General features: G+C 46.8%; 11 protein-coding genes. 4 read left to right on the top strand and 7 right to left on the bottom strand.

Annotated elements, in window-relative coordinates; translation table 11 throughout:
* The first annotated feature begins 358 nt into the window (after positions 1 to 358).
* The gene (yidD, locus tag Q4Q57_RS22100) at positions 359 to 562 is read left to right on the top strand and encodes a membrane protein insertion efficiency factor YidD (protein ID WP_409438189.1); all 204 of its coding nucleotides are present in this window, start codon (positions 359 to 361) and stop codon (positions 560 to 562) included.
* Positions 563 to 1,049: 487 nt separating this feature from the next.
* On the opposite strand, the gene Q4Q57_RS10815 is transcribed toward yidD, so the two are convergent.
* Genes Q4Q57_RS10815 through Q4Q57_RS10800 form a run of 4 tightly spaced genes read right to left on the bottom strand, consistent with a single transcriptional unit; the run spans position 1,050 to position 3,551 of the window.
* Positions 1,050 to 1,946, bottom strand: a complete 897-nt coding sequence (locus tag Q4Q57_RS10815) for a hypothetical protein (RefSeq protein ID WP_311890812.1) — start codon at positions 1,944 to 1,946, stop codon at positions 1,050 to 1,052.
* A gap of 11 nt (positions 1,947 to 1,957) precedes the next feature.
* A complete protein-coding gene (locus Q4Q57_RS10810; protein WP_006086363.1) occupies positions 1,958 to 2,716 on the bottom strand; it encodes a hypothetical protein in 759 nt (252 codons plus the stop codon).
* A complete protein-coding gene (locus tag Q4Q57_RS10805; protein WP_006081329.1) occupies positions 2,716 to 3,243 on the bottom strand; it encodes a hypothetical protein in 528 nt (175 codons plus the stop codon). Before Q4Q57_RS10805 ends, Q4Q57_RS10810 begins: the two co-directional genes overlap by 1 nt.
* 23 nt (positions 3,244 to 3,266) lie before the next feature.
* Positions 3,267 to 3,551, bottom strand: coding sequence for a J domain-containing protein (locus Q4Q57_RS10800; protein ID WP_006081330.1), 285 nt, complete (start codon positions 3,549 to 3,551; stop codon positions 3,267 to 3,269).
* 215 nt (positions 3,552 to 3,766) lie between these two features.
* Between Q4Q57_RS10800 and Q4Q57_RS10795 the strand changes: the two genes are divergently transcribed.
* Entirely contained in the window at positions 3,767 to 3,934 is a 168-nt protein-coding gene (locus Q4Q57_RS10795) for a hypothetical protein (RefSeq protein ID WP_157600320.1), read from the top strand.
* Between the two features lie 11 nt (positions 3,935 to 3,945).
* On the opposite strand, the gene ppx is transcribed toward Q4Q57_RS10795, so the two are convergent.
* Both ppx and ppk1 read right to left on the bottom strand, forming a co-directional pair.
* Complete coding sequence (gene ppx / locus Q4Q57_RS10790) at positions 3,946 to 5,508, bottom strand: exopolyphosphatase (protein WP_012088937.1); 1,563 nt, start codon at positions 5,506 to 5,508, stop codon at positions 3,946 to 3,948.
* A 41-nt stretch (positions 5,509 to 5,549) separates the two neighbouring features.
* Complete coding sequence (ppk1, locus tag Q4Q57_RS10785) at positions 5,550 to 7,721, bottom strand: polyphosphate kinase 1 (RefSeq protein WP_006081332.1); 2,172 nt, start codon at positions 7,719 to 7,721, stop codon at positions 5,550 to 5,552.
* A gap of 375 nt (positions 7,722 to 8,096) precedes the next feature.
* Between ppk1 and yegD the strand changes: the two genes are divergently transcribed.
* Positions 8,097 to 9,569: a molecular chaperone gene (gene yegD, locus Q4Q57_RS10780; RefSeq protein ID WP_311890811.1), complete on the top strand. Its 1,473-nt coding sequence runs from the start codon at positions 8,097 to 8,099 to the stop codon at positions 9,567 to 9,569.
* A gap of 71 nt (positions 9,570 to 9,640) precedes the next feature.
* Complete coding sequence (locus Q4Q57_RS10775; RefSeq protein ID WP_006086367.1) at positions 9,641 to 10,129, top strand: CreA family protein; 489 nt, start codon at positions 9,641 to 9,643, stop codon at positions 10,127 to 10,129.
* A gap of 233 nt (positions 10,130 to 10,362) precedes the next feature.
* Here Q4Q57_RS10775 and Q4Q57_RS10770 read toward each other — a convergent pair whose 3' ends face one another.
* On the bottom strand, positions 10,363 to 11,562 hold the full coding sequence (locus Q4Q57_RS10770) for a cystathionine beta-lyase (protein ID WP_311890810.1): 1,200 nt from the start codon (positions 11,560 to 11,562) through the stop codon (positions 10,363 to 10,365).
* Positions 11,563 to 11,602 lie beyond the last annotated feature (40 nt).

Here is an 11,602-nt window from a genome sequence, read left to right as displayed (position 1 = left end):
CACTTAAATTCATTCCAACCACTAAAAGCGTGGTCTACACCGGACTAGCTAACGCTCGCAATTTAGCGGAGCGTTATATTTCTTAGTAAGCATTGTACAAAGGAGTTAAACGGATGTTCGAGTACAAAATGGTACAAATCCCACCAAATATAGCTGTTCAGATGTAGGCTCACAAAGGGAATGAGGCAGCTGCGTATCTTGAAAATGTTGTAAATAAATATGCGTCTGATGACTGGGAATTTCAGCGTGTAGATAGTATAGGGGTTCAAGTTCAACCTGGCTGCATGGATTCGCTTTTGGGTAAGAAAGCCGAAAATAGTAGTTACTATGTGATTACGTTCCGGAAGGAAAAATAATTTTGGTTTGTCTCTCTATAAAGTTGATTCTAATGTATAGAGTCATAGCGCCAACTAGGCTAAGAGAATCATGCTTATTTGAGCCCACATGCTCTGAGTACGCTATTATCGCTTTAAAAAAATATGGATTTCTAAAGGGGTGGTTTCTTTCAATCAAACGTATTGTAGGCTGCAAGCAACCCCATGGTGGGGTTGATTATCCTTAAATAAAATAAGGAGAATCAAAATTGCCCACAAAGTAACGTGGGCTGAACTTTGCTTTTGTCCCAAAGCGTGCTGCGTAACGCTTTTAAATCTACAGATTACGCGAATGCACGAAAGGTGAGCCATGGTGATTTGTGAGACGACCGTCCGCCCCATGGACGGGGCGGTCGAGCATCCAAGGATGGACTGGCTGCGAGTCGACGAGTGAATGACATGGCAAGCCTGTGCGAGTGGATATCCGTAAATGCTAAACTGCTAACAACTGAAATTACTGCTCCCCAAACACTACTTTCCAACACGTATCTGTTCCCAAAGCGTTATCAAGCTCTACGCTAAAACCACTCAAAACTGAGAATGAGATGCTGAAGGTTGAATTGGGCATGGGGATAACAGACAATAAAAAAGTGCTTTATTTTCCAATAAAGCACTCATTTTAAGCGACTCAAGCACTCGTTAACCTACTGAACACAGTACCGATTAAAGTACCGATCAAAGTACTATGTAGAGTGGCCAGCCGAGGAGGCCGACGAGACCTTCTTTATGTTCGAATCTTTCTAAGCGCTCGGGTGAAGCGTCGCTGAGTAAGAGTTCGCGATAGCTTTTCGCAAAGTGCAGGGTACGCAGTAAGGCGGGGACAAAGTTTTTACCGAGATCTTTACTGATGGTTTCAGCGAGTTCTGCGGGTAATTCTGCTAACGCTTTCTGGGTTTCCAATTCGATATGCTCACGGGTAAACCACTCCTCTTTTAAGGTGATTTTGCCGATACGCTTTTTCAAATCCTGTCTGACTTTGGCGCCATCAAACAACAATCGATACAGTACCGCTTCGGCTAATACACTCTCTAGATTGAGAAAGTCGAGCGGATCATAGCTCGATTGGGCATAAAACTGTGCCAATAGCGCCGCAATCGACTGTTGGCGCTGATGCTCAAGCAGGGCATCTTGATAGGCTTCATAACCTAGCCACTCTTCTGCATCGGGTGGGCTGGACACTTGTTCGAGCAAGAACTTGTCGACATCGCCGTACAGTGACTTGCCGTTGACGAGTTTATGCTTGCTGACAGTGCTGAGCATGCTCCAGCCTTTTTGAAAGCATTTGACTACGCCATCGGCGGTGATCAACAGGCGTATCGCCTGCTGCGGGTTTTGGTTTGACAATTCCATCAAACCAAGACTCACCACACCAATGACATCGTGCGCTGCTTGTTCAAGCAGGTGCATTTTGTACTTGTTGTAAAACTTATCGGCCAGTTTGAGGCTCATCAAAATGGCTTTGGATTTGATTTGTGACAGCTGTTCACCGCTCAGCATTTCGTCTGCTTGGCCTTGGATCAATACCTTGCTCAGGTAGGGTCCTTGATCTACATCACGCAGTACCAGTTGCATCAAATAATTCCTTAATCCAAAAAGCTAAACATATCATCGACTTCAGCGTATTCATCCGTCACTTGGTTTTTCTCTTTGGCTTGAATAACCAGCTCGTTGACAAACTTGCTGATGATCATTTCCCAACCTGAGCTTTCGTTACGCAGCAGACTCTTAATGGCTTTTTCAACATCGGGCGCAAGCTCGTGGATTAAGGCCATTAGGCTGCGTGGGTCGTCTATGCTGAGGCTGTGTGCATCTTCACTGGCGACGCGGCTGTCGTAGCCGATGGTTTCGGTGTCTTCTTCGTCATCATAGAGATCTGTGTAGCCGTCTTCATCTTCATGTTTTTCGCCTAACATCATTTCGATGAAAGGGATCGACAGATAGAAGAGGCCCGCTGGATCTTCGGCGATACATTCTAAAATCGCGGTTTGCTTTTCTTCGCTATCTTGGATGCGAATTAAATAGGTCAAAAAATCAAAGGTATGCTGAATAAGTTCTTCGGCATTGTTTTTGATTTTTTCTTCCCAGTACAAAGGTTGCTGACAGACGATGTCGCGAATTTGTTCTGGGGTCATGAGTTCAGACATGATCGAAGGGCAAGAGATATCATGGTGACTGTTGATTTGCGTCAGCGTGACGATATCCATGTGTTCGATGACTTCGACTAATTGCTCGTCGCTCATGGTATTCGCAATGATTTCAAAGCGTTTGCTCGCTTGTTTTGGCTCTACGTCCGCCAACTCTTTAATTTCGGCGACGGTAATCTCAATGAGACTAGTGTTCATTAGCGGTCCTCATCATCGTAGTGATCGTAGTAGCCATCTTCCTCTTCGCCTTCATCATCGTCGTCGTTATCTGAGGTGCCAACATAATCGTTGTCATCATCTTCATCGTCGTGATGTTTTGCTGCTGGCGTTGCTTTACCTTGATTTTCAAGTAAATACAGTACCGCGCAGCTTTCAATCAGTAAGGTTTCCGAGTAACCACGCACGGCTAACACTAAAGGTAAATCGGCATTGTTAAAGCCAATCGTGACTTTAAACTCATCCCACTCGGGTTGAGTTGCCGTGTTTATCCAATGTGCCCACTTGAGTTTGGCTTCGGCGGGAAACTTAATTCGACCGTAAAGCGCGACAGGCAGGTACTCAGGCACAGTATCAAGCATCTTAGGATCGGCTTCTAACACCTTTTTGATTTGGCTAGTAAATTGCTCTAGCGCTTTAGGTGTATCGGGATCGTCGTAGGACTCGATATTGTCGTAGGCATTATTTTTTAGCTCATTAATGCGTGAGATATTCAGTTTTTTGACCATTTGGCACTTACTCTAGAAAACGCTCAAGGATAAAATTGATCCCACAGCTCGCGCATGGCGCTAGCGGGATCGGTCACTATTACGTTATTGAAATCTTTGATAAACGCATTTCGTCGCTTAGGATCTGACAACACATCATAAGCATTTTTAACGCGTTCAAGTTGTACGGCGGCTTGCTGCTTTTCCTCTTCCGAGGCGCCTAACAACTTGTCGGGATGATATTTGTTTGACAGCCGTCGATAGGCTTTTTTAATGTCGTCTTCTTTGGCACTGGGTTTTATACCGAGCACACTAAAGTGGTTAATCATACTTGTACCTGCAGGCGATGGGGCTGATATCGCGAGATAAAAAGGGTTTGACTCTGATTATCTTTAAATTCGTGGAATTATGATTAGTCAGCCGTGGATGATAGCAGAAATCCCCACTCAGCGGCAAACGCGCGAGCAGGAATTTGTGCTTTAGTGAAGGGTTAAAAATCCTTTAAACTTTAATCTGTTGTGGCGCATGGATTAAGTCAACCGCTATGCTGTTGAAATCCCGTTACCAAGCCAGATTGACAGCTAACTTAACCTTGTTTTTAGGCGAGATAATTGCCCTCGATTCTGGGCAATATTTTAGCACCGAATCCTTCGCTAAAATCATTCACACAGAGCTAACCCACACTCGCCTCAGCCACGTTCGGCAGAGTTAACGCCGTAACAGCTAAGTCAAACTAGACACTAACCGCAGGTTCATCCCAAGCGTGAGCATTTGCTTCTGTTCCCGCTGTAAATCCTTCATAAACAGGCTGATTTTTCGCTTATGGCTCGGTAGCACTAGCATGAGCCCATCGGGGATCACTTTAATATGATCTAAGGTCAGCGTCTTGGCGATACGGCCAAGATTGAGCAAGACAGCGAGCCTCAGCAGGCAGAGCAGGCGATTCAACGTGAGCTTATGGTTGGGATCGAGTTCGGCGAGCATTAATTCGTTGGGCTTTTTTCTGTGATTGGTGATAAGCCGCGCTAAATCAAGCTGTAAGGCTTCACTAAACCCGGGTAAGTCACTGTTGCTGATGATATAGCCACCGTGTTTGTGCAGGGACTTTGAATTAATGTGTAGCCCAATCTCATGTAAGGTTGCGCCATAGGCGAGCAAGCGTGCATGGGGCCTTAATTGCCATTCATCGGCGACCTGTTCAAACAAGGCCATGGCGGTGTCGCGTACCTTAGCGGCGTGGGCCATATCGATATGATAAAGCTGGGCAATACTGTCGACGGTGCGGTGGCGAATATCCTGATACTGGCCAATTTTGGCCAGTTCATAGAGTACGCCTTCACGCAGTGCGCCTGGGCTAAACTCGAGCTTTTGTATCGGTAAGCGCCTAAAAAAACTGATTAAAATAGCAAGTCCGGCGGGCACTAAAGGAATGCGTTTATCATCGACATTGGCAAATTGAATTTGGCTAATATGACCACATTTGATCAACTTGATTTTGAGCTGTTTGAGTCGTGGCAGCGTGATGGTTTCATCACCGTGTTCTTCTTGAATCGCTTCGCAGATGGCTTTGACTGTGCCTGAGCTGCCTAACGTCAGCTCCCAGCCGCCCGCGAAATATTCCTTGGAGAGTGAAGCGAACTGCTTATCGGCTGCGCTTTGGGCATCACGAAATGAGGCTGGGGTGATGAGTCCATTGATAAAGAAACGCTCGTTAAAACTCACGCAACCGCAGCGCAGGCTAGATAACTGGGTTGGGGTATTCTTTTTACCGATCACGACTTCGGTCGAGCCACCACCAATGTCGATGACTAAATTGGATTTTCCAAGCACTTGGCTTTGGGCAATGCCGTTGTAAATCAAACGGGCTTCTTCATGGCCCGAAATCACTTCCACCGGATAGGGCATGATGGCGAGCGCGGCCTCAATAAATTGATCGCGGTTTTTGGCGATTCTGAGGGTGTGGGTGGCCACTAATCGCACTTGCGCTTGGTCTAGATTGGAAAATCTTTGGTTAAAATCCCGCAGACAATTGAGGCCACGTTCTATGGCGTCATTGTCGAGAATATTCTGCGCATTGAGCCCAGTGGCGAGCTGAACCTGTTGTTTTTCTTTGTGTAAAATCTGCAAGCTGCCATCTTGCTCACGGGCGATGACCAGATGAAAACTGTTCGATCCCATATCGATGGCAACAAAGTGGCGCGATTTAGCATTTGCGGGCGCATTGGTTTGTGGTGCCTGCGACTTTAGTAATGTGTGTTGCTGTGTGTGCGAATGTGTGGCTACCAATCGGATTATCCTTAGGCAATCAAAGCGATATAAAGCCAGCGTTAGCTGGCTTTGGCCTGTAACTCGGGCGTTATGTCGGGCTCAGCGTTGCTCTCTCGCTCAGCATCACCCTCATGGGCGGACATACGTAAGGCATTAAATTCTTGCAGTTGGCGCTTCTCATAATTAATCAGATATTGATAAATGGCAATTTGAGAACGCACTTTTCGTTTGTTACCCCGGTTTCGATAGGGGTTACTTTGTTCTTTGTTTATGACCCGTGCTTTAGTGTTGTCATTGAATTGTAAGGATAAAATATCCATTATCATTTGTTTTAGGCGCAGATCATAAATCGGCACACTCACTTCGACGCGGTTATCTATGTTGCGGCTCATCCAATCGGCGGAGCAGATAAAAAGTTTGTTCTCCCCGCCCGCGTGGAACAGCATCACCCGTGAGTGTTCGAGGAACCGGTCGACGATACTGTAGACTTCGATGTTGTCGCTGATCCCGGGAATTTGCGGAATAAGCGAGCACATACCGCGAATGAGTAACTTAATTTTGACCCCAGCCGCCGAGGCCTCATAGAGTTTTTGGACCAAGGATTCATCGAGTAAGTTATTTAGTTTTAAGGTAATCGCCGCCTTCATATGGCTTTGGGCATTGACGATTTCATTATCAATCAAGTGACTCAGTTTTTGTCTGGCATCGTAGGGCGACACGATTAAATGCTGGAAGTTATCGCGGCGATACGGATGCTCAATCAAGTCAAACACTTGCTCCACTTCACGGGCAATCTCTTGATTGGCGGTGAACAGCGACAAGTCGGTGTAGACCCGCGCCGTGCCTTCGTTAAAGTTGCCTGAGCCAACGTGACAATAGAGTTTGATTTCCCCTTGTTCCTCACGGCCAATTAAGCACAACTTGGAATGCACTTTTAAACTGGTGATACCGTGGTGAACTTTGACGCCCGCTTCGGCTAAGATGCGGGTCCATTCGATGTTGGATTGCTCATCGAATCTGGCCCGCAGTTCAATTACAGCTGTGACTTGTTTGCCATTTTTCACTGCATCGATAAGCGATTGCATCACATGGGATTTTTTCGCCACTCGATATAAATTAATTCGAATAAAGCGCACCGCCGGATCGTAGGCCGCTTGGCGCACCATTTCGGTAAAATGGGAAAACTTATGGTACGGATAGTTGAGCATGATATCGCCCATCCGAATCGCATCGAAACTGTTGGCACTGCGGCCAAAACCTGCGCTATTGAGCGCCGGCAGTTTTTCGTTTTCGAGGTAGTCGCGGCTCGGATTGGGAAAGGCGATAAAGTCTTTAAAGCTGTGGTAGCGCCCGCCTGGGATCAAACATTCTGTCGAGCTGATGTTCAGATTTTCTTTGAGCATCACCAACATGTGTTCGGGCATTTCTTTGTCATACACTAAGCGCACCGGCTCGGCGGTCAGACGTTTTTTCAATCCCTTAGTCATTTTTTCGAGCTGAGTTTGCTCTAGCTCGTCGGTGATATCAAAATCGGCATCGCGGGTTAATTTCATCGAATACACTTCAATGGCGTCGTACTCAAAGAAAGGGCCAAAGAGTTCATCCACGCAGTGGCGAATAATGTTATCTAATAAAATCAGATACTTTTTCGCTTTACTCTTTTCAGCGGGGAGTTCGATAAACCGCGGCACGTTTTTGGTTGGCACTTCGACTAAGGCGTATTGGCGGCGAGCCTTAGTGAACAAACACACGCATAAATAGGTGGCGTCGTCGTTGATTTGTTTGATCAAATCGCGATTGTTATTGACGATAAGCGGGGCGATATGGCGTTTAAATTGATCACGAAAATGTTTTTTCAGCCAGTCGCTGTGGAACTCGCTTAATTGTTTCTCATTGATTAACAAAATATTACGACGTACCAGCTCGCGCATTAAATCCGTGTATATCCCGTCGAACCTTTCTTGCAATGCCATCACTTTCGATTGGATTTTGGCCATTAAATGGCGACTGTTGCTGCGACCTTCCTGCAGGGATGACAGCAGAATCGAGCGCCTGACCGCAGCCACGCGTACTCTAAAAAACTCATCCATGTTATTGGAAAATATCCCTAAAAAGCGCACTCGCTCCACTAAAGGAACATTGGGATCGCAGGCTTCTTGCAATACCCGCTCATTAAAAGACAACCAAGAGAGTTCTTTATCAATCGAAAGTTTATCGGTATTCGGGGACACTGCACAGCTCCTTTAAGCAAGCGTCATGGCGCAATATACAATAGCATTCATCCGCCTTTGTGCAATCAGATTTACTGCCTACAAGTGAAGGAATTTCAATGATAAATACTGCGTACATGCCAAAATCAGTCTGGGATTTATCTGGGATAAAGATACGAGGGAAATATGTCAGCTTGATGACGAGTGTGACAGAAATATGACCTTAAGATGATCATCTTGGATTGGACTGAAATGCTGCTCGTGCAACTGCGATTGACGCATTGAGCCCGCTATACTCGCTGCCAGTTTGCGAGTCAATCCGGCAGTGTTAACTCCTTGGGCATTATCGCAAACTATGTTATCTTTCTCGGCTTTTTTATCGCGGGAGTAAAAGGTATGTTTGTTGGATTTGATTATGGTAGTGCTAACTGCGCCGTAGGGATCATGCAGGGTGATGATGTGCAGTTATTGGCGTTATCAGAGCAATCAGCTTATTTACCTTCGACCTTATATGCGATGGACAGGGAACTGATCGCCGAGGCGGTTTATCGTGGTCTTCCTATTGAATTAAAAGCCGATTACGCCAAAAAGCGCGCCGCACAATTGAGCCGCGCCCGCATGGTGCGCCATGAGTTAGATCTCGACGCTGATGTTCAGGCCGTGTTTGTCGGTGAGCAGGCGGTAAGCGTGTATTTAGAGATGCCGGAGGAAGGATTCTATGTCCGTTCGCCAAAATCATTTTTAGGTGCAACGGGTCTCAGACCCGAGCAAGTGGCCCTGTTTGAAGACATAGTTACCCTGATGATGCAGCACATTAAAGTGCGCGCCGAATCTGTGTTAGTTGAAAAGGACCTTGCTAAACAAGGCGCTGCGGCAACGATTACCCATGCGATTATTGGTCGTCCGGTGAACTTTCAAGGCATAGGCGGTGAAGAGAGTAACCGTCAGGCTGAATCCATTTTGACCTTAGCGGCAAAACGCGCGGGTTTCGTCGACGTTGATTTTCTGTTCGAGCCGTTAGCGGCGGGGATGGATTATGAAGCGAGCTTGACCGACAACAAAACCGTGCTGGTTGTCGACGTGGGCGGCGGTACAACGGACTGCTCAGTGGTAAAAATGGGACCCGCCCATAAACAAAAAGCGGATCGCAGTGAAGATTTCCTCGGCCATAGTGGTCAGCGAATCGGTGGTAATGATCTTGATATCGCCCTTGCAATGAATGCCTTTATGCCGCACTTTGGTTTAGGCTCTTTAATGACCAATGGCAAACCTATGCCCAGTAAAGCTTTTTGGAATGCGGTAGCGGTAAATGATATTAGCGCCCAGCGAGAATTCAGTACCTTAAGCAGCCGTAAACTGATTGATGAATTGGTGAAAGAAGCCGAGCAGCCACAGTTGCTCAACCGACTGTTAAAAGTGCAACAACAGCAGCTAAGCTATCAGTTGGTCCGCCAAGCCGAACGCGCCAAAATTGCCCTGTCGGATGCCGAGAATACAGATATCAATCTCGATTTTATCGAAGCGGCGCTGCACGCGGGTGTGAGCCGCAATTTGTTTGAGAATGCTATCGAGCCTTCACTGACAAAAGTAGAAGCCCTGATGCACCAAGCGCTCTCGCAAGCGGCAAAAACCTTAGCGGCTGATGGTTTAGCTCAAGACTCTGTGAATAACGAGAATGTATCTACCGACAATGCTGCAGAATGCAAACCCGATGTGATTTACGTCACAGGTGGTACGGCGCGAAGCCCTGCGATCTACGCAAAAATCGCCGGTATTTATCCCGATATTCCGGTCGTGGTCGGCGATCACTTTGGCTCTGTGACAGCAGGGCTAACCCGCTGGGCACAAAAGCTATTTGCTAAGCACTAACATATAAGCATTAACATAAAATCACTAACATATAAGCACTTATATAAGCACTAATGTAAAAGGATGTAGGAATGAAAACTCTGTTGAAGTGTGCGTTTGCCGCCACTGTGGGCTTTTTGCTCGCGGGTTGTGGTGACGATGTAGGTAAGGTGAGCTTAGGGCTTTTTACCACTAAAGATGTGATCATCGATGCTAAGCACGATCCTAAAATTCCTGGGGTGACTTGCCATATTAGTCGTATCGAAGCCAATTTAGATTTTGCCGATCCATCAGATATGGGCATAAGTTGCCGTCAAACGGGGCCAATTAACGCGGCCGATTTGGCTAATATCGACATGGGTAAACACGGTGAAGTGATTTTCACCGAATCCCTGAGTATTTTGTTTAAGTCATTAAAAGTGCGCCGGATTTATGATGCGCAGAACCAGACTCTGCTGTATTTGTCCTATTCGACGAAAGAGACCAACGGCAGCCATAAACATGCCTTGTCGACAGTGCCGCTATATGGCTCTGCTGCTTGGGTTGACCCTGCGTTGAGTGCTGGAGCAAAAGCGAATTAATCGCCAAAGAGTTTATAACTTTGCTGTGCTTTTGCCGTAAGCATCGATATTTGAAATAAGTTGAATTTGCAGTCAGTTAAATATGCAGTCAGTGTTGATAAGAGAAAGGGGCGGAATGTTTATTCCGCCCCTTTTTGTTTTTATAGGCTGCGAGCATTTAGCCGTTAATGACATAACGCAATAAATATTAGCCCTCTAACGACCTCGCTGAATTTCTATCACGATCTTTATCGCTACTTAGCTTTGGCCGCCAGTACTGCATTAAAGCGGTCAAACCCTGCGCTGAGATCGGCAATTAAATCCGCGGGATCTTCTAAACCAATATGCAAACGAATTAACGGTTTGCTCGCATCCCACTTTGTCGCGGAGCGGATTTTTTCAATGCCGAAAATACCGAGGATCAAACTCTCGTAGCCGCCCCAAGAAAATCCCATCTTAAAGTGACTCATATTCTCAACCAGTGCGGTGACCGCATCGGCATCGCCTTGTTTCAATACAAAGGAAAACAAGCCGTTGGAGGCGCTAAAGTCGCGTTTAAAGAACTCGTGGCCGGGGCAGGTATCAAACGCCGGATGACGCAGATGATCGACTTCTGGTCGGGTTTTCAACCAGTTGGCAACTTGCAGGGCATTTTTTTCATGCTGCGCCATACGCACGCCTAAGGTGCGCAGGCCACGGGCGGCAAGGTACACATCATCAGGGGAGGTGGTTTGTCCCATCAAATAGCTGTGTTCGCGCAATTGTGGCCAGTATTTTTCGTTGGCGGTAGCTGTGCCTATCATCACATCTGAGTGACCGACAATGTATTTGGTCGCCGCTTGAATCGAAATATCCACACCCATTTCAAAGGGCTTGCTATTGATTGGGGATGCCCAAGTGTTATCCAGCATAGTAATCAGCCCATGTTCGTGGGCGATGCGGCACAAGGTCGGCACATCTTGCACTTCCATTGTGATGGAGCCTGGAGACTCTAAAAACAACACTTTAGTATTGGGGCGAATAAGGTCGCCAATGCCCGCGCCAATCAGCGGATTGTAATAAGTGGTTTCGATACCAAAACCGCCGAGAATATGGGTGCACAGATCCCGCGTTGGCTCATACACGCTATCGACCATCAACAGGTGATCGCCGGCTTTTAAAAATGACAATAACGCCGCACTGATCGCCGCCGCGCCAGAGGGATACAGCGCTGTACCGACGCCGCCTTCTAATTCAGCAATCGCCGCTTGAAACGAAAAATGAGTTGGGGTGCCACGGCGGCCATAAAACATCTCGCCGTTGGTTTTATTTTTCGCGGCGTGGCGCAGTTCATCCATCGTTTCGAAGACGATAGTCGAAGCACGAAAAACGGGCGGATTGATCACGCCTTTGGTCCATTTTTTGTCTCGACCTAAGCTGACGATTTGGGTGGCTTGATGATGTTTATCTGTCATTGGATCATTACCTTGGCATTTAGGTTGAACGAATAGGTTG

This window comes from Shewanella sp. SP2S2-6 (assembly GCF_031931965.1).
GTDB lineage: Bacteria > Pseudomonadota > Gammaproteobacteria > Enterobacterales > Shewanellaceae > Shewanella > Shewanella baltica.
Note: the sequence above shows the minus strand (reverse complement) of the source record. Positions and strands in the feature narration are given on the sequence as shown.

Bases quoted from the DNA above. Each gene is read 5' to 3' on its own strand.
- Q4Q57_RS10815 (WP_311890812.1), bottom strand. From the start codon at position 1,946: ATGCAACTGGTACTGCGTGATGTAGATCAAGGACCCTACCTGAGCAAG.
- Q4Q57_RS10810 (WP_006086363.1), bottom strand. From the start codon at position 2,716: ATGAACACTAGTCTCATTGAGATTACCGTCGCCGAAATTAAAGAGTTG.
- Q4Q57_RS10805 (WP_006081329.1), bottom strand. From the start codon at position 3,243: ATGGTCAAAAAACTGAATATCTCACGCATTAATGAGCTAAAAAATAAT.
- Q4Q57_RS10800 (WP_006081330.1), bottom strand. From the start codon at position 3,551: ATGATTAACCACTTTAGTGTGCTCGGTATAAAACCCAGTGCCAAAGAA.
- Q4Q57_RS10795 (WP_157600320.1), top strand. From the start codon at position 3,767: ATGCTGTTGAAATCCCGTTACCAAGCCAGATTGACAGCTAACTTAACC.
- yegD (WP_311890811.1), top strand. From the start codon at position 8,097: ATGTTTGTTGGATTTGATTATGGTAGTGCTAACTGCGCCGTAGGGATC.
- Q4Q57_RS10775 (WP_006086367.1), top strand. From the start codon at position 9,641: ATGAAAACTCTGTTGAAGTGTGCGTTTGCCGCCACTGTGGGCTTTTTG.
- Q4Q57_RS10770 (WP_311890810.1), bottom strand. From the start codon at position 11,562: ATGACAGATAAACATCATCAAGCCACCCAAATCGTCAGCTTAGGTCGA.